Consider the following 22,675-nt stretch of genomic DNA (forward strand, 5'->3'; position numbering starts at 1 on the left):
ATCACCGCTGATGCTGTGGCGCGCGCCTTCCTTGGCGCGCGCTTTTTTGTGACGGGTTCTCCCCTCCCGGGCGCCGGCTCATGAAGTTCACCGGGCTGCGTCTTGTCGGTTTCAAATCCTTCGTCGATGCGAGCGAGTTCGTCATCGCGCCGGGGCTGACGGGTGTCGTCGGCCCGAATGGCTGCGGCAAGTCCAATCTCGTCGAGGCACTTCGATGGGTGATGGGCGAGAATTCCTACAAGAACATGCGCGCCTCCGGCATGGATGACGTGATCTTCTCCGGCTCGGGTAACCGACCGGCGCGCAATTCCGCCGAAGTCGGCCTCGCGATCGACAATTCCGACCGCACGGCGCCTGCCGCCTTCAACGACAGCGATGAAATCCAAGTGTCGCGCAGGATCATGCGCGAGCAGGGCTCGCTCTACCGCATCAACGGCAAGGAGGCGCGCGCCAAGGACGTGCAGCTCCTGTTCGCCGATGCCTCGACCGGCGCACGCTCGCCCTCGATGGTCGGGCAGGGGCGGATCGGCGAGCTGATCCAGGCAAAGCCGCAGGCCCGTCGCCAGCTTCTCGAAGAGGCCGCCGGCATTTCCGGGCTCTATTCGCGCCGGCACGAGGCCGAACTCCGGCTGCGCGGTGCCGAAACCAATCTGGAGCGGCTGGAAGACGTCACCGCGCAGCTTTCGACGCAGATCGAGAGCCTGAAGCGCCAGACCCGGCAGGCGATCCGCTTCAAGTCGCTTTCCGCCGAAATCCGCGCCCATGACGCGATCCTGCTGCATTTGCGCTGGGTTGATGCCAAGGCGGCGGAGGGCGAGGCGGAGAGTGTTCTCAACCAGTTGACCTCCGAGGTCGCCGGTCGCGCCAACCAGCAGATGGAGGCGGCCAAGGCGCAGGCGATCGCCGGGCTGAAGATGCCCGAGCTGCGCGATGAGGAGGTCGCCGCCGCCGCCCTGCTGCAGCGCCTGCAGATCGCCCGCCGCCAGCTTGAGGATGATGCCGAACGGCTGCTGCGCCGCCGCGACGAGCTTTCCCGGCGGCTGTTGCAGCTTGCCGAGGACATCCGCCGCGAAGAGGCGATGGTGGCTGACAACAGCGCCATTCTCGAGCGCCTTGCCGCCGAGGAAGCAGAGCTTTCCGAGCTCATCGGCTTTTCCGGCGAGGAACTGGCTGAAGCTGAAGCGCGACGTGAAGAGGCCGCCGCGCGGCTTGGCGAGAGCGAGCGGGTGTTTGCCGCGCTGACGTCTGAACGTGCCGAAGCCGCGGCCCTCAGGGTCCAACTTGACCGCGCCATCGAGGATCTGGCTTCACGCAGTGTTCGGCTTTCGCATCAGGTATCGGAGGCCGATGCAGAGCTTGCCGATCTTGCGTCGCGCATGGCAGCCCTTCCCGATCCTGCCGAACGGCAGGAGGCGCTGGAGGCGGCAAGCATGGCCGAGGAAGAGGCAATCGGCGCGCAGGAACAGGCGGAGGCCGCCGTGGACGCGGCGCGTCGCGACGAAGCGATGACGCGCCAGCCGGTGGAGGCGGCGAAAGCCAAGCTGTCGGAAATCGAGACCGAGGCGCGCACGATCGAACGCATGCTGGCGGCCAGTGCCGCTGCCGGCGATTTCACCCCGCTCGCCGATCTTCTGAGCATCGAACAGGGATACGAGACGGCCCTCGGCGCCGTGCTCGGTGACGATCTCGAAACCCCGCTTGACCCTTCCGCTCCCGCCCACTGGCATGGCAATGGCGATGGCACAGGCGACCCGTCGCTGCCGGATGGCATCCCGCCGCTGGCGGAGATCGTCGAGGCACCGGCTGAGGTGATGCGGCGTTTGCGTCAGGTCGGGCTTGTCGCAGGCGAAACTGCGGAAGCGGCCATGGCTTCGCTGAAGCCCGGGCAGGAACTGGTGACGAAGGCAGGCGCCGTCTATCGCTGGGACGGACTGGTGAAGGGAGCGGATGCGCCAAGTGCCGCGGCGCTCCGGCTCTCCCAGAAGAACCGGCTTGCGACACTGGAAAACGAACGCCGCGAGGCAGAGGTGGCGCTGGAAGATGCCCGGCTTGTGCAGGAGCAGGCAGGCGTAGCGGTCCGCGATGCCGAGATGGCACTTTCGGCCGCGCGCGAAGGTGTGCGTATGGCAGGGCGCAAGGTGGCCGAAGCGCGCACGGCACTGGCTGAGGCAGAGCGCGCTTCCGGCGAACTCGTGCGTCGCCGCGACGTGGTCACGGAAGCGCGCAGCCAGCTCGTGGCTCAGCTGGAGGATATCGCCGTGCGCACCGAGGAAGCGGAAGCACAGCGCGCCGAGGCCCCTGATTTTTCTCTGCTGGAGCAGCAGCTCGATACGCAGGAGGCGGAAGTCGCGCGCTATCGGGGTGAATTGGCCGAGGCCCGCGCTCGCCATGATGGCCTGATGCGCGAGAACGATTCACGCCGCCGCCGGATCACGGCCATCGGTCAGGAACGGGCGAGTTGGGAAAACCGCGCCAAAAGCGCCGCCGCCCAGATCGAGACATTGAGGACGCGTGAACTGGAAGCACGTGACGAGCTGGAGACGCTGGAAGAGGCGCCCGAGGCGCTCGACGAAAAACGCCGGCAGATGGCGCGTGAGATCGAAAAGGCCGAAGAGGCCCGCAAGGCCGCGACCGACCGGCTTGCCGAAGCGGAGAACGCCCAGCGCGCCGCCGACAAGGTTGCTGCCGAGGCGCTTGCCAGTCTTGCCGAGGTGCGCGAAAAACGCGGGCGCGCCGAAGAGCGGTTGGTATCCGCGCGCGAGCGCCGCGAGTCTTCCGAGACGCGCATCCGCGAGGTGCTGGAAGTGGCTCCGCACGAGGCCTTCCGGCTGACCGGTCTTGCGCCCGACGCCGATCTGCCGGAGCCCATATCGGTGGAACGGGCGCTGGAGCGGCTGAAGATCGAGCGTGAACGGCTTGGTGCCGTCAACCTGCGCGCCGAGGAGGAGCAGGCTGAGCTTTCCGGCCAGCTCGAACTCATCGTCCGCGAACGCGACGACATTATCGATGCCATCCGCAAGCTGCGCGGTGCGATCCAGAGCCTGAACCGCGAGGGGCGGGAGCGGCTGCTGGCCGCCTTCGATGCAGTGAACGAGCAGTTCCAGCGGCTCTTCGTCCATCTCTTCGGCGGTGGCATGGCCGAGCTGCAGCTCGTCGAATCCGAGGATCCGCTCGAAGCCGGTCTCGAGATCCTCGCCCGCCCGCCGGGCAAGAAGCCGCAGACGATGACGCTGCTTTCCGGCGGCGAGCAGGCGCTGACCGCGATGGCGCTGATCTTCGCTGTCTTCCTGACCAACCCGGCGCCGATCTGCGTACTCGACGAGGTCGATGCGCCGCTCGATGATCACAACGTCGAACGCTACTGCAATCTTCTGGAAGAGATGGCGGCGACCACCGAAACCCGCTTCCTGATCATCACCCACAATCCCATCACTATGGCGCGGATGGATCGTCTTTTCGGCGTGACCATGGCCGAACAGGGCGTTTCCCAGCTGGTCTCCGTCGATCTGCAGACCGCGGAACAGCTGGTCGAGCAGGTCTGAGCGTCGAAAGAACCGATAGCAGGTGTCTTGCCGGGCAGGGGGCTCTAGTCACACACTCTCTCAGAGGGAGAGTTCGTGTGGGAAAGGGGACAGTCCGAAGTGGATCGGGTTTCGGTTCCCATTCGGGACAGCGCCCCCGGTTTCATAAACCGATCGCCTTGGCTCAGGGCAAGGGGCGCCAGAACGGGGTGCGGGCGAGCTTTTCGGCTTCGGTGCGGGTCAGGCCGAAATCCTGCAGCATTTCCGGTGTCAGGTCCGGCAGATCGCGGCGCATCCTGCGGCGTTCGATATAGCGATGGGCCCAGAGTTTCATCAGGGCGAGGCCGGTCGCGGTCTGGTCACGACGCGCCTCCATCCTGTTCAGGAACTCCGTTCGTGCGATTTTCTCAACTTTGCGTGCGGCTTGATAATCCATTTCTTCTTTCCTCTCTATGCCCATTGATATAGGCTCTCCGGGGCAACAAGAAAATTGAGTAATCGTCACCCAATTTGTGAGAGAAATTCACAACGCATGGCCAATCTTCCGCCGCTCTCCAGTCTGCTCGCCTTCGAGGCCGTCTATCGCACCGGCTCGGTGACCGATGCGGCGCGCATGCTGGGCCGCACCCATGGCGCGGTGTCGAAGCAGTTGAAGCAGCTGCACGAGCATTCGGGTGTCGATCTTTTTGAAAAGCATGGTTCCGGCCTTATGCTGACGGATCACGGTCGTGCCTTCGCCAGGACGGTGGCGGCGGCGCTCGACGACATTCGCGGCGGCTATGACACGCTCGTCGCCTCCTGCTGCAGGCAACCCGTAAAGCTGCTCGCAAGTGCCACCTTCGCCCGGACCTGGCTGATACCGGTGCTGTCGCGGTTCAGTACGGCCTTCTCCGATATCGAGATCGCGCTGCAGCTCGTCGGCCCCGGTGGCAGCCGCGATTATGAAGGCGTTTCCGATCTCAGCTTTTCCTACAACCGACTCTTGAGCCCCGAAATGCTTGATGGCGCCGTATCGCTCGGGGATATCGCGATGGGCCCCGTGCTTGCGCCGGATTATCCGCATCGTCTGGAGGCGGGGACGCTTTCCTTCGCAACACGGATCGACCGGCGGCGGACGGAGACCATGTGGCAGACCTGGTCGCAGCTTTCGGGCATTGCAGTGAAGACGCAAAAGGAGCTGGTGTTCGACCACACCTATCTCGGCTTTCAGGCGGCACGGACCGGCATGGGCGCGGTAATGGCGCCATCCTTTCTCGTCCGCAGCATGCTGGAAAGCGGCGAGTTGATTGCGCCGGCCGGCTTCGTCACCTTCGAAGATGGCTTCATCGTTAGGCCGACCTGGCCTAGGGACCGCGCACCCAATCCGGATGCGCTGACGCTTCTCGACTGGCTGAAGGACAATGCGCGGCTCGAGGCGTAAAGAGCGCCCGCCGACAAGGGGCGGGCGCCTTGTTCTTACTGTGCGGGCGTCCAGGGATCGAGCGCGTCGATCTTGTCCTGGCGGCGCTGGTCGGTCGACTTGCCGTAATCGCCGCCGAAGGCCGCCGATTCCCATGAGCCGTATTCCGGGTTGGGGAACATGATCCAGTCATGACCCCAGTGATCGGCGGTCTCGTCGAAGACCGCGTCGCGATCGGCAATCGAACCATCGGCCTTGTCGGTGAAGTCGCCGAGGTTGTCGCCCATCAGCAGCAGCACGCGATAGTCCTTGGCGACATAGTCGATGCGGCTTTCCTTGGCCGAGGTCCATTCTTCCTTGTCACCGCGCAAAAGCACGGTATCGACATTGCCGCCCATCGGGAAACCGAGGGCTTCAAGATTGCTGACCGTGCCGTCCTTCTCGATTGCCTTGCGGTTGGAGACGTAGAAGATCTTGACGCCCTTGCTGTCGGCATAGTTCAGGAAATCGAGCGCACCGGGAACCGCCGTCGAGGTCTCGCTGTTGACGTAGTCGGTCCATTCCTTCGAGCTGTAATCGGTGCCGCGCGTGACCAGAGAAGCTTCGTAATTGCCGTTGTCGAGCATGGTCTCGTCGAGGTCGGTGATGATCGCGACCGGAAGGTCGGCATAGCCTTCCGGCTGCTTGTCGGAAACCGCCGTCCAGTCCGCGTCGGCAAGCGCCGCATCGAGTTGCAGCTTCGCAAGCGTGAAGAGCTGGGAAACGGTCGCCTTGTATTCGACCGAGGTTTCCATCCAGAGCGTTGCATTCAGCAGGTCGTTCTGAGGAACGGTGGCGTCCTGGGCCATGGCCGGGCCGGCAAGGCAGGCTGCGGTCAACGACAGGGTCAGGGCGGACATTGTGGAGAGGCGGACAATGGGCGAGGGCATGCGGGCTCCTTCATGCGGAATACCGGCGCTGTGCGTGCGGCTTTGCTCCGGCTGTTGGCGGAATATTGCAATTTTGTGACAACGGTTGTGACACGTCAACAGCGCAATGGCGCCGCCTCTGACATGTCACCCAAGTCCTTCCGTATTGGGAGCATCCGCGCTGAGCTGAAGGCCGAAGTGTGGGATGCGGCAAAAATTCGCGTCAAACCAATTCTCATTTTCCCGCCAATGCAATAACGTCCGGAAAAGACAGCGAAAGCGATACACAAACCTCAGGTGATTTGCCGGGTTTGCGGGAACCGGACGGGACGATGACGAACTGGGTATATGGCTTCGGATTTGACGCGACGGAGGGCCACGACATCGATCGGGACCGGCTGGGCGGCAAGGGCGCGAGCCTCGCCGAGATGGCCCGCATGGGGCTCCCCGTGCCGCCGGGCATCACCATCATCGCCGATGTCTGCCGCTATTTCTACGACAACGACAAGCGCTTTCCGGAGGGGTTGAAGGAGGCGGTCGAGGCGGGGCTGCGACAGGTGGAGGCGGCGACCGGCCGGCATTTCGGCGAGCGCAAAAAGCCACTCCTGCTCTCGGTGCGTTCCGGCTCGCGTGTCTCGATGCCCGGCATGATGGACACGGTGCTGAATCTCGGGCTCAACGACGAGACCGTGCGGGCGCTGGCGGAAGATACCGGCGACGAGCGTTTCGCCTATGACAGCTATCGCCGCTTCATCCAGATGTATGCCGATGTCGTGCTGGGGCTTGACGCGGAACTGTTCGAGGAACTGCTGGAAGAGCGGCTTTCCGAGCTCGGCCATCATCAGGATACCCGCCTTTCCGCCGCCGAGCTCAAGGATATCGTTACGCACTACAAGGATTTCCTCGAGGAGGAGCTCGGCGAGAGCTTTCCGCAGGACCCGTACGAACAGCTCTGGGGCGCGATCTCGGCGGTCTTTTCAAGCTGGACCAGCGCGCGTGCGACCACCTTCCGGGCGCTGCACGCAATCCCCTTCGAATGGGGCACCGCGGTCAATATCCAGGCCATGGTGTTCGGCAATCTCGGCAATGATTCCGCCACCGGCGTCGCCTTTACCCGCAATCCGTCGACGGGAGAGAAAGCGCTCTACGGCGAGTTCCTGGTCAATGCCCAGGGCGAGGATGTGGTGGCCGGCATCCGCACGCCGCAGAGCGTGACTGAAGCCGGGCGCATTGCTTCCGGCAGCGACCGGCCGTCGCTGGAAAAACTGATGCCCGAAGCCTTCGATGCGCTGGTCAAGGTCTCCGCCCGGCTGGAGCGCCATTATGGCGACGTGCAGGACATGGAGTTTACCATCGAGCGCGGCCGGCTTTTCATGCTGCAGACCCGCGCAGGCAAGCGCTCGGCGGGGGCGGCGATGAAGATCGCGATGGACATGGCCGATGAGGGGCTGATCAGCCGCTCCGAGGCCATCATCCGCGTCGATCCCGCAACCCTCGACCAGATGCTGCATCCGACGATTTCGCCCGACTACAAAGGCACGCAGATCGGCTCCGGCCTGCCGGCGTCCCCGGGTGCGGTGACCGGCGAGATCGTGTTTTCGGCCGAGGAGGCGATCAGCGCCCATGCCGAGGGCCGCAAGGTCATTCTGGTGCGCACCGAAACGAGCCCGGAGGATATCCACGGCATGACGGCTGCCGTTGGCGTGCTGACCACGCGCGGCGGCATGACCAGCCACGCCGCTGTCGTCGCTCGTGGCATGGGGGTCCCTTGCGTGACGGGTGCCGGCAACATGCGCGTCGACCGGTTTGCCAATATTCTCCATGGCATCGGCGGTGCGATGATGCATCCCGGCGATCGCATCACCATCGATGGTTCGACCGGCCGCATCCTCAAGGGCGCCGCACCGACCCAGAAGCCGGCGCTTTCCGAGGATTTCCAGCGTCTGATGGGCTGGGCCGACGATGTCCGCCGCATGAGGGTGCGCACCAATGCCGATACCCCCGGTGACGCGCGCGCCGCCCGCGATTTCGGCGCGGAGGGAATCGGGCTTTGCCGCACCGAGCACATGTTCTTCGATGGCGGCCGCATCCACACCATGCGCCGGATGATCCTTGCCGAAACCGAAGAGGGCCGTCGCGAGGCTTTGGACCAGCTGCTGCCGATGCAGCGCGCCGACTTCGAGGAATTGTTCGCCATCATGCACGGCCTGCCGGTGACGATCCGTCTGCTCGACCCGCCGCTGCACGAATTCCTGCCGAAGACGGCGGGCGAGGTCGAGGACGTGGCCCAGGGACTTGGGATGGATACCGACGCGCTTCGCCACCGGCTGGACGCGCTCTATGAATTCAACCCGATGCTTGGCCATCGCGGCTGTCGGCTGGCGATCTCCTATCCGGAAATCGCCGAGATGCAGGCCCGTGCGATCTTCGAGGCGGCCGTGGCCGCGGCGCGGATGACGGGGGAACCGGTGGTGCCGGAGATCCTGGTGCCGCTTGTCAGCCTGCGCGCCGAGCTCGATTACGTGAAAGCGCGCATCGAAGCGGTGGCGCGCGCGGTGATGGACGAGAGCGGCATGGAACTCGATTATCTCGTCGGCTCCATGATCGAGCTGCCGCGCGCTGCACTGCGCGCCCACGAGATCGCCGAGACGGCCGCCTTTTTCTCGCTTGGCACCAACGACCTGACGCAGACGACCTTCGGCCTCTCGCGCGACGATGCGCCGGGTTTTCTCGGCAATTACCAGAAGAAGGGCATCATCGAGCGCGATCCCTTCATCTCGCTCGATTTCGATGGCGTCGGCGAACTCCTGAAGCTCGCCGCCGAGCGCGGGCGGACGACGAAGCCGGATCTTCCGATCGGCATCTGCGGGGAGCATGGCGGCGACCCGGTGTCGATCAATTTCTGCGAGGGGCTGGGGCTCGACTACGTTTCCTGCTCGCCCTTCCGCGTGCCGACCGCCCGTCTGGCCGCCGCTCAGGCGACCATCCGCCACACGACGGAAAGCTGATACCGATCAGGTCCGCGGCAGCCGGTAGTGCCCCTTGAGCAGCGCTGGCCCGTCGGTCTCCACCTTGCCGCGCTCGACGAGATCCTCGATATGGGCGAGCACGGAGAGGGCCGCGGCCCCGTGCAGGGTTTCGCTGGTGGTGCGGTAGATGACCTTCACCATGGCCTCGATGGTCTCGTCGCCGGCGGCGAGGCGCGCGAGGATCGCCCGCTCGCGCATGCGCCGGTGCGAACGGATGCCGCGCACGAAGCCGTGGGCGCCGGTCACCGGTCCGCCATGGCCTGGCAGGTAGATCGTCTCCGGCCGCTGCAGCAGCTTCTCGAGCGAAGCCATGTAGTCGCGCATCGAACCATCCGGCGGCGAGACGATGGTGGTCGACCAGCCCATCACATGGTCGCCGGAAAGCAGATAGGGCGTGCCGGCAAGCGCGAAGGCGAGGTGGTTGGCCGTATGTCCCGGCGTGTGCACCGCTTCGAGCACCCGCTCGCCCGCCGCCAGACGGTCACCGTCGGCGAGTATGATATCGGGCGTCAGCGCCATGTCGCCGCTTTCGGCAAATGGATTGGTTTCGCCCGCGTGCAGCGGCCGTGCGGGCTGGTGCGGACCGAAGCCGGCGATCGGCGCGCCTGTCTCGGCCTTCAGCCGATGCGCCAGCGGCGTGTGGTCGAGGTGGGTGTGGGTGATGGCGATAGCCGCGACGCGCCGCCCGTCGATGGCCTTGAGCCAATGGTCGAGATGGCCGGGCAGATCCGGCCCCGGATCGACGATGACGAGATCCCGTTCGCCGAGGAGATAGCCATTGGTGCCCGCGAATGTGAAGGGCGAGGGGTTTTCGGCCGTCAGCCGGTATAGCCCGTCGGTGATCCTCACCGGCGTCCCGTAAGAGGGGTCGAAGTCCCTGTCGAAGTCCGGCTCCGCCATATCCGCTCGCTGTCATCAGGTTGACGCCTTATCGCCTGCGGGCTTGTGGATGCGCAAGAGCCCGGTCGCGAAAAACCCTGACATGTCTTCCAATTAGACATTGTCGCTCCCCTTCGGCTTTGCTATGAGGCTTCCGATCCGCGATCCGGCATCATGGGGTGTAGCCAAGCGGTAAGGCACCGGTTTTTGGTACCGGTATGCGCTGGTTCGAATCCAGCCACCCCAGCCAAATCTATCTTCAAGTCATTGAAATAAGACGCAGTTTTATCTGTTTCCCTGCGAATTCACACCGCAGTGTCACACATGACTGTATCGCAAACGGCATCAGGCTGCTTCAGATGAGGTTGAAGCCCATGCCGATGATCGCCCATGTTTTCCGCCGAGGTGCCGTTTACACCTGGCGCCGCCGTGTTCCCGTTCGCTCTGGAAATACAACCAAAGCTAGTTATATTCAGGTAAGCCTGCACACACACGACCCCGCCAAGGCTCGCGTGATCGGTGCAGCCCTGCATGCGACAAGCGAGAGAGCGTTCGAATTGATGGCAGCTTCACGATTAACCGCCGAGCAGGCAAGGGCATGGCTCGAGCACGTCGTAAAATCAGAACTTGATGCGATCGACAATCGCCGCCTTGCGGAACATGACGATATCTCGGGAGGCGGCTACGAGGACAACCGCCTTCTTGATGAATTGGCCGGGCATTGTTTTCGCCTTCTGGCTCGGCAGGGAAAGAGCGCAGCATTTGATCCGTCGAAAGACAAGGCGCTGGCGGCGCGTGGCTTTTCCGAGGAGGAGATCGTACGCGGCGGTTATCTGCTGGATATCTACAAGCGGGATTTCTGGTCTGATGCGCGACATGGCAAGACCGTGCGCGAAGCCGGTCGTGTGCTTGGTCAGAATGAAATATCGTCTCTGGTTTACATGGAGCTCAGACGGATACAGATGGAAGGAAGATCAGTTGCCCTTTCCGCTTCGCTGAACCCGGATGATGACCGCTTGGGCGACGCCATTGCGGCCGCGAGCAGGGTGATCGAAGCGCGGGAAAGCGCTCGCCGCAATATTTTTGCCGACGGCACGGCAGCTGCCCCGCAAGGACAGGATGCCGCGCTCGGTGGCGCAACGCCCGAGCCCGAAGCCATATCCGTCAAGCAGGTCGAACCGCTCGTTTTCCAGGGGAGCAGCTATTCGGACGATATCACTGATGTCATTTGCCGTCTGAAAGCGATCAAGAAGCGCGAGGGAGCCGACGAGAAGGCGCTGCGGCAGTTCAATCAGGTATTCGGTGTTTTTCGGGAAATCATCGGCGTCCAGAAGATTCAGGAACTGCGGCAGCATCATTTCGCTCGCTACGTGGACACGCTGGGCGAATTGCCCACGACCTATCGGAAGAGCCCGCGCGATAGGGACCGTCCATTGATTGAAATTCTCGAGGAAGCGCGAGATCTGCCTGATGACAAGAAGGGTATGTCGGCCTCAACGCTCAACCGAAACCTGACGTTTCTCGGTATGCTTTTGCAGAAGGCGAGATCGGAGGGCCATGACGTTGATCCGAAAATCGACCTGAAAGGCCTGAAGCCGCGAAAGACGGTCAAGGCGCGCGATGAAAAACGCGTTTACACCAGAAGAGGTCCAGAAAATTTTTCAGCATCCCATGTGGACTGGTTGCGCCGGCAAACATCGACGTCGTGAACCCGGCTCTCAAGTTATCATGGACGGCCGATACTGGGTTCCATTGATAGCGGCATTGACAGGCGCGAGGCGAGAAGAAATTGCGGGTATTAAGGCTGCTGAAATCATTCAGGTTGACGGCACCTGGTGCTTCGATATCAAGCCTAACGCAAACCGTCGCCTCAAGAACCGCCAGTCGGAGAGGCGTGTTCCGATTCACGCGCAGCTTCTTGACCTGGGCTTGATCAAGTATGTGAGAAGCATGGCCCGTCGCGGCGCGACGGTCGATCTGTTTCCTGACCTGAAACCGAGCAAAGCAACAGGAAATTTCGGAGACCAAGCCTACCCGGCTTTCGCAAACGCGATGAATGACCAAATCTCCGATGTAGATAAAAAATCCCTACATTCTTTCCGGCATTATATCATCGATGTGATCAACAATACCTCGGTCAAAAGTGAGTATCGCAACGACCTCCTTGGTCATCTCGGTGAGAGTATTGGCTCCAGCAGATATGGCAGCGGCACCAGCATCGCCAACCTTCGTGCAACCATCGATCTCTTGCCGCGTATTGCTGCCCTGGAACCGTTTTGTCAGACGTTCGAGGCTGGTTCGCAATCGTGATTGGTAAACGGCTTTCGATGTTTCGGTGAGCCGATCGGGCGTAGCGTCGGCGCAGTCACGAACAATTTGCCCCGATGGATGAAAGGCGGATTTTGTTACCACCGCATCCGTAACGAACTGACGTCGGTGGCTAAAGCGCCGGTCTGATTGGATCAGATCGGCGCTTTAGCTATTTGTTTTAGCCGCATAATCTTATCGATCCTCGCTTTGCTCCGGTCGGATTATGCTCGAGGCGACTCTTCTTTCCGTTTTGTTTTTTCACAAAAATCGAGCACTTTTGATTCATTCAATGCTCCTCGCACGCCGGGGGTAAAATTCCCTGTGAACCGGAAAGTGAAGGATAAGATCATGGCTGGACGCCCAAGGAAAGCTGAAGCGGAAAAGAGCAAAAAGAGGGAAGTGTGGATTACAGATTGTCGTTGGGAGGAGATCCGTAAGGAGGCAAAGGCTGCCGGAATGACGATCTCAGCCTATCTCCGCCAGAGGCGTAGTGACCGCCCGATCAGCGCCAGGCAGGGATTGCTGATTATCGAGACCTTGCAAGGTATCCGGGATCGGCAGGACCATCTGGTCGATGTGATTGACAGGAACGGCGGGAATGCTGAAGTGCTCCAGGCGCTTCTCCGACTTGAGCGTGCCTATGATCGTGTCGTTGACGGCTTGGTGTTCCGATGATCCTGGGATGGTCGCCGCATAGCGGAGCGGATCTGCGGACCAACCTGATGGCAGCGATCCGGTATCTGATCGCGCAGCGCGTCACCAAGGACATGAACGGGCAGCGCCTTTCTGTTCTCCGCGACCCTGCGCCGGAAGTCCTGATCAGTGACCCGCGGCTCGTGCTGGCTGCGATGCAGCTTTTGGAGACCAAGCATCGCTATTCGGTCGCGACCCTGTCCTTTGATCGCAGCGATATTGATGTCGTCGCATTCAATGCCGGTGATGCCGCCTCGCGAATGCAGGTTGGCCAGACATTGAACCTCTTCTTCCATGTGGCCTATGCCGGGCTGCCGCAGAGGGCCTGCCTTCATTCGCTTGTCGGCACGCACACTCATACCGGCCGACTGGAGGTGAACATCATGCTGCCGCGGGCGGTTTTGAAAGCAGATGGTAGCCCGCGCGCCTATAACGCCAATCCGCCCGGAAAAGTCAGCCGCAGCCTTTGGGATTCCTTTCGTGATACGGTCAATGGCCGTTTCGGGTGGGCAGATCCTCTTTCACCGCTGCGAAAGCGCGATTTCGCAATGACCGACAGGCTGTGATTAGGCGTGGAATAAGGACCCCGTTAGAGGGGTGATCGGCTTCCAAAAGGGACCCCTTCTGGCACAGGGGTTACAACAGCCTCCGGTTTATCTCGGAGGCTTTTTATTTGGATGCTTGTTGTGGAAACAATTGCGAAGATACGCCGGCTTGCCCTGACGCAAGGCATGCCGATCAAAGCGATCTGCCGGGAATTGGGCATTTCGCGTAAAGTGGTACGGAAGGTTCTGCGCGGTGGTGAGACAGCGTTCTCCTATGAGCGCACGACGCAGCCTCGCCCGAAGCTTGGACCGTGGCAGGACCAGCTCGATGGAATACTGCTCGCCAATGATGCCAAGCCGTCGCGCGAACGGCTGACGCTCATCCGGATATATGAAGATCTGCGCGATCAAGGTTACGAAGGCGGCTACGATGCCGTCCGGCGTTATGCCCGCAAATGGTCTAAGGAGCGCGGTTCTGTTTCGACAGAAGCCTATGTGCCGCTCTATTACGCACCCGGTGAGGCCTACCAGTTCGACTGGAGCCACGAGATTGTCGTGCTGAACGGCGTGACGACAACCATCAAGGTGGCGCATGTCCGGCTCTGCCACAGCCGGATGATGTATGTAAGGGCCTATCCGCGAGAGACACAGGAGATGGTCTTCGACGCCCATGACCGGGCATTCGCCTTCTTCGGCGGGGCTTGTACGCGCGGGATCTATGACAACATGAAGACCGCGGTGGAGACGGTCTTTGTCGGCAAGGAAAGGCAATACAACCGCCGTTTGTCTCACAGATGTGCAGTCATTTCCTTGTCGAGCCAGTGGCCTGTACGCCGGCGTCCGGCTGGGAGAAGGGACAGGTCGAGAACCAGGTTAACCTGGTCAGGGAGCGCTTCTTCACACCAAGACTACGCTTCAAGTCCTATGGGGAGCTGAACGGGTGGCTGCTGGACAAATGCATCAATTACGCCCGTGCCCACAAACATGTCGATCAGCCACAGCGCACGGTCTGGGACGTCTTCGAGGAAGAGCGATCCAATCTGATCGGATACCCGGGCAAGTTCGATGGCTTCCRTGCTGTTCAGGCCGCGATCGGCAAGACTTGCCTCGTCCGCTTCGACAACAACAAGTATTCCGTACTGTCGACCGCTGTGGGCCGTCCGGCCGAGATCCACGCATACGCTGAGCACATCGTCATTCGCCAGGATGGCGTCGAGATCGGTCAGCATGAGCGCTGCTTCGGCCGCGGCGAGACGATCTATAATCCCTGGCATTATGTACCGGTCCTGACCCGCAAGCCGGGAGCACTCAGAAACGGCGCGCCCTTCCATGACTGGGTTCTGCCGGCTGCCATGGAGAAGGTGCGCCGTCGGCTAAAGGCCATGGCTGACGGTGATCGTCAGATGGTGTCGATCCTGGAATGTGTAGGGCTGGACGGACTTCCCGCTGTCGAGGCGGCCTGCCAGGAAGCGCTCGATCAAGGCGTGTTCTCGGCCGCCATCATCATCAATATCCTGGCTCGCAATCGTGATCCGCAGCCACCCGCCATTCTCTCCATTCCCGACGCCCTTCGTCTGACCCATGAGCCTCTGGCAGATTGCGCACGTTACGATAGCCTCCGGAGGGCAAGCTGATATGGAACGATCCCAAATCCTCGACATGATGGGTGCGCTGAAGCTGTTCGGTATGCGTGGCGCCTACGACGAGATCATGGCCTCCGGTATCAAGCGGCAGCATGAGCCGCCGCGCATCGTGGGTAACCTGCTGCAGTCTGAGATCGCCGAGAAGCAGGCGCGCTCCATCAAATACCAGCTCACCGTCGCCAAGTTGCCGCTGGCTAAGGACATTGATGACTTCGACTTCTCGGATACGCCGGTCAACGAAGGATTGGTCCGCCAGCTCGCCACAGGCGACTTCCTCTCTCCGCAACATAACCTGGTTCTGGTCGGCGGAACGGGAACAGGAAAGTCGCATTTGTCGATCGCACTTGCCCGCGCCCTGATCCGCAACGGGGCAAGAGGACGGTTCTTCAATGTTGTCGACCTCGTCAATCAGCTCGAGACAGAAGCACGAAATGGCAAACAAGGGCGGCTCGCCGACTTCATCACCAGACTCGACTTCGTTATCATGGATGAACTGGGGTATCTTCCGTTTGCCCAGGCTGGTGGCCAGCTTCTCTTCCATCTGGTCAGCAGGCTCTACGAGCGCACATCAATCATCGTCACCACCAATCTTGCATTCGGCGAGTGGCCAGCCGTGTTTGGCGACGCAAAGATGACCGCTGCGCTCCTCGACCGGCTCACGCACCACTGCGAGATCATCGAAACCGGAAACGAATCCTGGCGCTTCAGAAACCGTTCTCAAAGCTAAAGCCGAAGAAGCCAAACAACCCGCGCCCGCAAGCCTCTACGCTAAATTGATGGCTCCGGGCCTGCGCGCGCTGATCGCCGAGTGCAACCCAAGGGAGGGGTTCCTTTTGGACGCCTAAATGGGGTCCCATTACAACGCTGATTGACATCCGTCGCGACGTCGTTGACAGTCCAGCTCAGCTCCGCCTGGGCGTCGAGATAGAAGCCGGCGGCGCCGAACCAGGTCAGCGTGCCGGCAAAACGGTAGTCATCGGGGTAGATCTTGCTGATGCCGTGCGGTGGGAAAAGCCTGGCATCGCCTGGTTGATAGCGGGTACTGAAGCTGCCGATCAGGATCCCGGCGTCACTGTCGAAGAAAATACCATCGAGCCCCGCGTTCAGATTGGCGGGTGTCATGTTCTGCCTGCCATCGCTGCCAGGGCGAACGGGATTGTCGATCGGCTTTCCGGTTCGCACCCAGGCAGCACTCGGCGCAGGCCAGGTCGAGATGGCCTCTCCGTCCTCGTACCGGTTGCCGGAGCGCTGCTTGAGAGACGGCGGCGCTGGCATGTCGAACAGATCATAGGTGTCCTGTTGCGGAACATAGGCGCTTGTTCCATCGGCCGCGCCATCCTTTTCGGCATCATCACCGCCGACAGGCCACTGGCGGCTCGCATGGGATGTCGCGTGCGGCGTGCCTTGATCCGGTATGGCCGGTGGCGACCGCACCATGCCAGCGTCGGCGGCCCGCGCGGACGGGGCACACGACAGCGCGTTCAGGGCCGAAGCCAGGATCAGGGCATAAGCTCGGGACTGGATATGATGAATGCAATTGTCGTGGTCACCGGCGCTTCTTCTGCGTGACGGGGGCATCTGCGATAACCTTCAGTTTAGGTTACCCGCCAGACAATCGGTTATCTGATTATATATTTCAATATAACTAGTATTATTTTAATAATATTCCAAATTTCGTAATTATATTACAGGTTTATTTACTATATAACATGGCTATTCTTTTGTTTGGGGCCGTGGCGAGTGTGGCGATCGCTGGCCGCCAAGTGATTGCCCGACGGGTGGTATCCCGGGAGCAAGGGGGGCGTGCGATCACGTCTTCTTGCTGTCGCGCTGGTATTACGCTGCGCTAAATTGTGATACGTTAGGTTCGGTCGCGCCAGCAACGAGCAAAGAAAATTGAACACAAACCTGACAGACCAACAACGCGAGCATCGACGCCTTGCCGCGCTTGAAAGGCTGGAGGTGGTCGACACCGAGCCGGAAGCGGAATTCGATTCGCTCGCCAGGGCTGCCGCGCTTGTCTGCGGCACACCGATCTCTCTGATTTCGCTGATCGAAAAGGACCGGCAATGGTTCAAGGCCAATGTCGGCCTGGGAGACCTGCAGGAAACCGAAAGGCGCCTGTCGTTTTGCACCCACGTGATCGAGGGCAACGACATTATGGAGGTGAACGACGCCACCAAGGACAGGCGCTTTTCGAATAATCCGTTCGTCACCGGCGACGCCAACATTCGCTTTTACGCCGGTGTTCCGTTGACGCTTTCGGGCGGAGAGAATGTCGGTTCGCTCTGCGTCATCGATCATCAGGTGCGGCATCTTTCAGACGATCAGAGGGAAATCCTCTGGAACCTCGCGCAGGCTGCGGTCAGGGCACTTGAGGTTCGCAGGGCGGCCCTGCACGAGAGGGAGCTGCTTTCGCTCGCCGCCCAGTCGCATTCCATTCTCCAGCATAGCGAAGACGCCATTCTGACGATGGATATGGACGGGGTGATCACCCAGTGGAACAGCGCTGCCGAGCGCATGTTCGGTTATTCGGCCGGGGAAGCGAAGGGTGCTTCCGTCGGCATCATCCTCACCGAGGATCAGCGCGCGCGCGCTCAGTCGCCCGTCGCGAGGCTGGATACTCCCGGCAAGGCCCGCACCTTCCGCACCGAACGACAGCACAAGGATGGCGGGCGCATCCCGGTCTCCGTTTCGATCGGCCCGGTGGTATCGAAAGACGGCCATATCGAAGGAGCCACCGAGACCATTCGCGATATCTCGGACATTCTCGAGGCTCAGAAGGAGCTTGAGGAAACCGAGCGCCGGCTTGGACAGATCATAGAGGGCACCCGTGCCGGGACGTGGGAATGGAATGTCGCCTCCGGGCAAAACAGGGTGAATTCCCGGTGGGCCCGCATGCTGGGCTATTCCCTGGCGGAACTCGAACCGGTGACGATCGCGACCTTCACCGCTCTTGCCCATCCCGATGACTGGATCGAAGCCGACAGGCGGCTCAAGGCGCATTTCAGCGGCGCCACGGATTTTTACGAGACCGAAATCCGGATGCGACACAAGGACGGCCACTGGGTCTGGGTCGAAAGTCGTGGTCGGGTTCTGACACGCGATGCGGATGGCGCGCCCGAGTGGATGTTCGGCACGCATCAGGACATTTCCGAGAAGAAAGAGGAAGAGGAACAGCTTCGCCAGAGCCAGGCATTCCTGGACAGGACCGGGCAGATTGCCGGCGTGGGCGGCTGGGAGCTCGACCTGGTCGAGGGCACCGTTCACTGGTCCGATGAAACCTGCCGCATTCATGGCCTGGAGCCCGGTTTCCGGCCGAGCCTTGAGGAGGCCATCGGTTTCTACACCCCGCAGTCGCAGCCGGTCGTCCAGGCGGCTGTCGAGGAGTGCATTGCGACTGGCAAGGGCTTTGATCTCGAATTGCAGCTTGTCACCGCCAAAGGGGCGCTGATCTGGATCCGTGCATTCGGATCGGCGCAGTTCGAAGACGGCCGGGCGGTGCGGCTCATCGGGGCCTTTCAGAACATCGACGAGAAGGTCGCCCAGCGGACCGCGATTGAGGCGATCAACAACCGCTTCACGATTGCCACCGAAAACGGCCGTATCGGTGTCTGGGATGCCGACCTGACGACCGGAAAGACTATCTATTCAGACATCTGGTGCGCGCTTCTCGGCTACACGCCCGAGGAACTGTCCGATGATGGCGACCGGTGGCAGGACTTTCTTCATCCCGACGATCGCGCGCGCGCGCTGAAGGCCGATGCCGCGCATATCCGCGGCGAGGAACCGTTCTTCGAGGAACAGTTCCGCATGCGTCACAAGGATGGACGCTGGATCTGGATTCTCGACCGCGGCGAGGTGGTGGCGCGGGATGAGGAAGGCCGGCCTTTGCGTATGATCGGCACCCACACCGACATCACCCGCCAGAAACGCGAGGAGGAGGAACGTCTGCTGATGGGCCAGCGTATGGCGATTGCCGCCGATAATGGTGGCATCGGCATATGGGAGGTCGAGCTTGAAGGCGAAGTGGTGCGCTGGGATGCGTGGATGTATCGCCTGTACGGTCTGTCTGAAGACACCGACAGGCCGCTGCGGGAGCTCTGGCGCGAATATACCCATCCAGACGACATCGAACGCGTCGCCGCCGCCGTCTGGCGCGCCGTCGATGGAACCGAGCCCATGGAAGAAGAGTACCGGATCATCTGGTCGGATGGGTCCATCCATCATCTGCACGTCTCGGCCCGCCTTGTTCACGGCACGGACGGGGGATCGCCACGGCTCGTCGGTGCCGCCTGGGATGTCACGGATGAGCGAGAGATGGCGCTTGCGCTCGCCGAGCAGCACGAGTTGATGCAGGTGACCCTGACATCCATTGGCGACGCGGTGATCACCACGGATGCCGGCGGCCGTGTGCGCTGGCTGAACCCGATTGCCGAACAGATGACCGGCTGGGCCGCAGAAGATGCCGAGGGGCGGCCATCGGATGAGGTCTTTCACATCATCCATGAAGAGACCCGCGAACGGGCGCTCGATCCCATCAGCACCTGTCTTGAGCTCAAGCAGATCGTCGGCTTGCCGGAAGATACGGTTCTGATCTCGCAGAGCGGCACGGAGTTCGCGATCGAGGATTCCTGCGCGCCGATCAGGGGCGGCGACGGGACCGTGCTCGGCGCCGTTCTCGTCTTCCACGATGTCAGCGAACAGAGGCGGCTTTCGCGCGAAATGTCCTATCGGGCGAGCCACGACCAGTTGACGGGGCTGATCAACCGCTCCGAATTCGAACGGCGCCTGCATAAGCTCTTCGAGCGCGCCCATGCCCGCGGACCGGAATCGGTGCTTCTCTACATCGATCTCGACCGGTTCAAGATCGTCAACGACAGCTGCGGCCATTCCGTCGGCGACGAGCTGCTGCGAAAGGTCAGCCAGATCATGCTGGGCATTGTCCGTTCCACCGACACGCTGGCGCGGCTCGGCGGCGACGAGTTTGCGGTGATCGTTGAAAACTGCACATCGGAAATCGCCCTTCACATCGCCCAGACGATTTGCGACGAGGTCGGCGGTTTCCGGCTCGTCCACGACGGTCGTCAGTACAGTATCGGCGCCAGCGTCGGCCTTGTCGGCATCAACGGATCGGCGCCGAGCGTCGCCTCCGTGCTGCAGGCCGCGGACGCTGCCTGTTATGCGGCCAAGGAAGAGGGCCGCAACCGGGTCCACGTCTGGAAGGAAAAGGACGAGGCCATCCAGGCAAGGCTCGGCGAAACCGGCTGGGTTTCGCGCATCGAGCAGGCGCTGCGCGAGGACGGTTTTGTCCTCTATGCCCAGAAGATCGTTCCCTTCTCGGGGGAAACCGAAAGGACGCATGTCGAGCTTCTGTTGCGCATGCTCGGTGCAGACGGTGGGATCATCGGACCGGACGCCTTCCTGCCGGCAGCCGAGCGCTTCAATCTCGCGCCGCGCATCGACCGCTGGGTCTTTTCCCGCGCCCTTGCCTGGATGCGGAAGGCCGGCGCCGGGGAGGGGGACATCGTTTCCGTCAACCTTTCCGGCCAGTCGATCGGCGATCGCGCCTTCCACAAGTTTGCCCTCGGGCTCATCGACACTGTCGGGGCAGGTATGGAGAAAAGCCTGTGCATCGAGATCACCGAAACCGCCGTGATCTCGAACATGGCCGAAGCCATGGATTTCATCGGCGCAATGCGGTCGCGGGGCGTGTTGATCGCGCTCGATGATTTCGGCGCCGGTGCCTCGTCCTTCAGCTATCTCAAACGCTTCTCCATCGATTTCCTGAAGATCGACGGTCAGTTCTCGCAGGGGCTTATAGCAAGCCACCCGGTCGATGAAGCGACGATCCGTTGCTTCGTCGAAATGGCGCGGGTGCTGCAGATCAGGACCGTTGCCGAGTGCGTTTCCGACGAGTGCATCGCCGGACGGCTGAGCGAAATGGGCGTCGATCTGGCGCAGGGCTACGCCTTTCACCTCCCGGAGCCCGCCGGCAACATATCTTTTGGCGACTGATCCGGCGTCTTGCTTGGCGCGCCGTTTTTCAGGAACCAGATCGCCCCTCTTGGAATTTTGCAACAGGTACGCCCATGCGGGCTTGCACCTTTTTCGGAGGCAGGGTCTATTTCAGGCCCGCCGTCCTCCGGCGCCGATCGTCGGCGCTGGCTTTGACGGACGGCAGCCGACCTTTTGAAACCATATGGCGCATATGCGCATCGGAAGTTTGAACCATGGCTATCTCAGAAAAACTCCTGTCGCGACTGAAAGACCCCTCCCTTGTCACCGAGAAGGCGCTGATCGCCGGCGAATGGGTTGGCGCGAGCGCGGGGAGCGCCACCTTCGAGGTCACCAATCCTGCGAATGGCGACGTGATTGCGACGCTGCCCGACCTGGGCCGCGCCGAGACCGCCCGTGCGATTGACGCTGCCTATACCGCGCAGAAGACATGGGCCGCGAAGACGGGTAAGGAGCGCGCTGCGATCCTGCGCCGCCTCTATGACCTGATGGTCAAGAACGCCGATGACCTTGCCGCCATCCTGACGATGGAAATGGGCAAGCCGCTGGCCGAAGCCAAGGGTGAAATCCTCTATGGTGCCTCCTATGTCGAATGGTTCGGCGAGGAGGCGAAACGCATCTATGGCGATACAATCCCCGGTCACCAGGCCGACAAGCGGATCATCGTCATCAAGCAGCCGGTCGGTGTCGTCGGCGCGATCACGCCCTGGAACTTCCCCAACGCCATGCTTGCCCGCAAGTTCGCGCCCGCGATCGCTGCCGGCTGCGCGATGATCTCGAAGCCTGCCTCCGAAACGCCGCTCTCCGCCCTGGCTCTGGCACTGCTTGCGGAGCGCGCCGGCCTTCCGGCGGGCGTCTTCAGCGTCGTCACATCGTCCGATTCCGCCTCGATCGGCAAGGAGTTCACCGAAAACGACAAGGTCCGAAAACTCACCTTCACCGGCTCGACCAATGTCGGCAGGATCCTGATGCGTCAGGGCGCCGACCAGATCATGAAGCTCGGGCTGGAACTCGGTGGCAATGCGCCGTTCATTGTCTTTGATGATGCCGATCTCGATGCGGCGGTCGAAGGGGCGATGGTCTCGAAATATCGCAACAACGGCCAGACCTGTGTCTGCGCCAACCGGCTCTATGTCCAGGCCGGCGTCTATGACGAATTCGCGCGCAAGCTCTCCGAAAAGGTTGCCGAACTCAAGGTCGGCGACGGCTTCGAGGAGGGCGTCAAAGCCGGCCCGCTGATCACCGAAAAGGCGCTCGAAAAGGTCGAGGAGCACATCGCCGACGCCGTTTCCTCGGGTGCGAGGATATTGCTCGGCGGCAAGCCGGACGAGAAGGGTGGCCTATTCTTCCAGCCGACCGTGCTGACCGGCGTGACCAGCGAGATGAAGGTCGCCCGCGAGGAGACCTTCGGACCGGTCGCGCCGCTGTTCCGTTTCGAGACGGAAGAAGACGTGATCGCGATGGCCAACAACACCGAATTCGGGCTCGCCTCCTATTTCTATGCCAAGGACATGTCGAAGGTGTTCCGGGTTGCCGAAGCGCTGGAATACGGCATGGTCGGCATCAATACCGGCCTGATTTCGACCGAGGTCGCGCCCTTCGGCGGCATCAAGCAGTCTGGCCAGGGGCGCGAGGGCTCCAAATACGGCATCGAAGACTATCTGGAGATCAAATATCTCTGCCTGAGTGTCTAGGCTGCTGGCGAAAGCCTGGAGGGTTTGAGGGGCACC

The 22,675-nt window shown here is 61.7% G+C and carries 15 protein-coding genes, 1 tRNA gene and 1 pseudogene; 13 read left to right on the top strand and 4 right to left on the bottom strand.

Annotation, left to right across the window (positions count from 1 at the left end):
• Positions 1-80: 80 nt before the first annotated feature.
• Positions 81-3,542 carry a chromosome segregation SMC family protein gene (locus TM49_RS11630; RefSeq protein WP_045681431.1) on the top strand — a complete coding sequence of 1,154 codons (3,462 nt, stop codon included), beginning with the start codon at positions 81-83 and terminating at the stop codon, positions 3,540-3,542.
• Between the two features lie 163 nt (positions 3,543-3,705).
• Here TM49_RS11630 and TM49_RS11635 read toward each other — a convergent pair whose 3' ends face one another.
• The gene (locus TM49_RS11635; RefSeq protein WP_244464709.1) at positions 3,706-3,957 is read right to left on the bottom strand and encodes a YjiS-like domain-containing protein; all 252 of its coding nucleotides are present in this window, start codon (positions 3,955-3,957) and stop codon (positions 3,706-3,708) included.
• A 96-nt stretch (positions 3,958-4,053) separates the two neighbouring features.
• Here TM49_RS11635 and TM49_RS11640 point away from each other — a divergent pair, with 96 nt between their 5' ends.
• Positions 4,054-4,941, top strand: coding sequence for a LysR family transcriptional regulator (locus TM49_RS11640; protein ID WP_052699817.1), 888 nt, complete (start codon positions 4,054-4,056; stop codon positions 4,939-4,941).
• Between the two features lie 35 nt (positions 4,942-4,976).
• Here TM49_RS11640 and TM49_RS11645 read toward each other — a convergent pair whose 3' ends face one another.
• Complete coding sequence (locus TM49_RS11645; RefSeq protein WP_201777000.1) at positions 4,977-5,849, bottom strand: 5'-nucleotidase, lipoprotein e(P4) family; 873 nt, start codon at positions 5,847-5,849, stop codon at positions 4,977-4,979.
• 12 nt (positions 5,850-5,861) lie between these two features.
• On the opposite strand from TM49_RS11645, the gene TM49_RS23645 reads away from it, so the two are divergent.
• A complete protein-coding gene (locus tag TM49_RS23645; RefSeq protein WP_158498626.1) occupies positions 5,862-6,086 on the top strand; it encodes a hypothetical protein in 225 nt (74 codons plus the stop codon).
• A gap of 74 nt (positions 6,087-6,160) precedes the next feature.
• Entirely contained in the window at positions 6,161-8,836 is a 2,676-nt protein-coding gene (ppdK, locus tag TM49_RS11650; protein WP_045681434.1) for a pyruvate, phosphate dikinase, read from the top strand.
• A 6-nt stretch (positions 8,837-8,842) separates the two neighbouring features.
• On the opposite strand, the gene TM49_RS11655 is transcribed toward ppdK, so the two are convergent.
• Positions 8,843-9,757, bottom strand: coding sequence for an MBL fold metallo-hydrolase (locus TM49_RS11655; RefSeq protein ID WP_045681436.1), 915 nt, complete (start codon positions 9,755-9,757; stop codon positions 8,843-8,845).
• A gap of 154 nt (positions 9,758-9,911) precedes the next feature.
• Here TM49_RS11655 and TM49_RS11660 point away from each other — a divergent pair.
• The 7 genes and pseudogenes from TM49_RS11660 to istB all read left to right on the top strand — a co-directional run bounded on the left by TM49_RS11660 (position 9,912) and on the right by istB (position 15,654).
• Positions 9,912-9,986, top strand: a tRNA-Gln gene (locus tag TM49_RS11660).
• 124 nt (positions 9,987-10,110) lie between these two features.
• Positions 10,111-11,445: a DUF6538 domain-containing protein gene (locus tag TM49_RS11665; protein ID WP_144409542.1), complete on the top strand. Its 1,335-nt coding sequence runs from the start codon at positions 10,111-10,113 to the stop codon at positions 11,443-11,445.
• 19 nt (positions 11,446-11,464) lie between these two features.
• Complete coding sequence (locus TM49_RS11670; protein WP_045681440.1) at positions 11,465-12,046, top strand: site-specific integrase; 582 nt, start codon at positions 11,465-11,467, stop codon at positions 12,044-12,046.
• Positions 12,047-12,193: 147 nt separating this feature from the next.
• Complete coding sequence (locus tag TM49_RS11675) at positions 12,194-12,721, top strand: plasmid mobilization protein (protein WP_144409543.1); 528 nt, start codon at positions 12,194-12,196, stop codon at positions 12,719-12,721.
• A gap of 47 nt (positions 12,722-12,768) precedes the next feature.
• Complete coding sequence (locus TM49_RS11680) at positions 12,769-13,305, top strand: hypothetical protein (protein ID WP_144409544.1); 537 nt, start codon at positions 12,769-12,771, stop codon at positions 13,303-13,305.
• Positions 13,306-13,416: 111 nt separating this feature from the next.
• Positions 13,417-15,023: pseudogene (istA, locus tag TM49_RS11685) on the top strand (IS21 family transposase).
• The gene (gene istB, locus TM49_RS11690; protein WP_045681447.1) at positions 14,920-15,654 is read left to right on the top strand and encodes an IS21-like element helper ATPase IstB; all 735 of its coding nucleotides are present in this window, start codon (positions 14,920-14,922) and stop codon (positions 15,652-15,654) included. The pseudogene istA and the gene istB overlap by 104 nt, the downstream one beginning before the upstream one ends.
• 41 nt (positions 15,655-15,695) lie before the next feature.
• On the opposite strand, the gene TM49_RS11695 is transcribed toward istB, so the two are convergent.
• The gene (locus TM49_RS11695; protein WP_144409545.1) at positions 15,696-16,505 is read right to left on the bottom strand and encodes an autotransporter outer membrane beta-barrel domain-containing protein; all 810 of its coding nucleotides are present in this window, start codon (positions 16,503-16,505) and stop codon (positions 15,696-15,698) included.
• A gap of 318 nt (positions 16,506-16,823) precedes the next feature.
• On the opposite strand from TM49_RS11695, the gene TM49_RS22645 reads away from it, so the two are divergent.
• Both TM49_RS22645 and TM49_RS11705 read left to right on the top strand, forming a co-directional pair.
• On the top strand, positions 16,824-20,945 hold the full coding sequence (locus tag TM49_RS22645; protein ID WP_052699818.1) for a PAS domain-containing protein: 4,122 nt from the start codon (positions 16,824-16,826) through the stop codon (positions 20,943-20,945).
• Positions 20,946-21,160: 215 nt separating this feature from the next.
• On the top strand, positions 21,161-22,639 hold the full coding sequence (locus tag TM49_RS11705; protein ID WP_045681450.1) for an NAD-dependent succinate-semialdehyde dehydrogenase: 1,479 nt from the start codon (positions 21,161-21,163) through the stop codon (positions 22,637-22,639).
• The last annotated feature ends 36 nt before the right edge of the window (positions 22,640-22,675 follow it).

It is taken from the genome of Martelella endophytica (assembly GCF_000960975.1).
Classification (GTDB): domain Bacteria; phylum Pseudomonadota; class Alphaproteobacteria; order Rhizobiales; family Rhizobiaceae; genus Martelella; species Martelella endophytica.

What these genes read in the sequence shown, in the direction of transcription:
- TM49_RS11630 (WP_045681431.1), top strand. Translation starts at nt 81, where the DNA reads ATGAAGTTCACCGGGCTGCGTCTTGTCGGTTTCAAATCCTTCGTCGAT.
- TM49_RS11635 (WP_244464709.1), bottom strand. Translation starts at nt 3,957, where the DNA reads ATGGATTATCAAGCCGCACGCAAAGTTGAGAAAATCGCACGAACGGAG.
- TM49_RS11640 (WP_052699817.1), top strand. Translation starts at nt 4,054, where the DNA reads ATGGCCAATCTTCCGCCGCTCTCCAGTCTGCTCGCCTTCGAGGCCGTC.
- TM49_RS11645 (WP_201777000.1), bottom strand. Translation starts at nt 5,849, where the DNA reads ATGCCCTCGCCCATTGTCCGCCTCTCCACAATGTCCGCCCTGACCCTG.
- TM49_RS23645 (WP_158498626.1), top strand. Translation starts at nt 5,862, where the DNA reads ATGCGGAATACCGGCGCTGTGCGTGCGGCTTTGCTCCGGCTGTTGGCG.
- ppdK (WP_045681434.1), top strand. Translation starts at nt 6,161, where the DNA reads ATGACGAACTGGGTATATGGCTTCGGATTTGACGCGACGGAGGGCCAC.
- TM49_RS11655 (WP_045681436.1), bottom strand. Translation starts at nt 9,757, where the DNA reads ATGGCGGAGCCGGACTTCGACAGGGACTTCGACCCCTCTTACGGGACG.
- TM49_RS11665 (WP_144409542.1), top strand. Translation starts at nt 10,111, where the DNA reads ATGCCGATGATCGCCCATGTTTTCCGCCGAGGTGCCGTTTACACCTGG.
- TM49_RS11670 (WP_045681440.1), top strand. Translation starts at nt 11,465, where the DNA reads ATGGACGGCCGATACTGGGTTCCATTGATAGCGGCATTGACAGGCGCG.
- TM49_RS11680 (WP_144409544.1), top strand. Translation starts at nt 12,769, where the DNA reads ATGGCAGCGATCCGGTATCTGATCGCGCAGCGCGTCACCAAGGACATG.
- istB (WP_045681447.1), top strand. Translation starts at nt 14,920, where the DNA reads ATGGAACGATCCCAAATCCTCGACATGATGGGTGCGCTGAAGCTGTTC.
- TM49_RS11695 (WP_144409545.1), bottom strand. Translation starts at nt 16,505, where the DNA reads ATGCCCCCGTCACGCAGAAGAAGCGCCGGTGACCACGACAATTGCATT.
- TM49_RS11705 (WP_045681450.1), top strand. Translation starts at nt 21,161, where the DNA reads ATGGCTATCTCAGAAAAACTCCTGTCGCGACTGAAAGACCCCTCCCTT.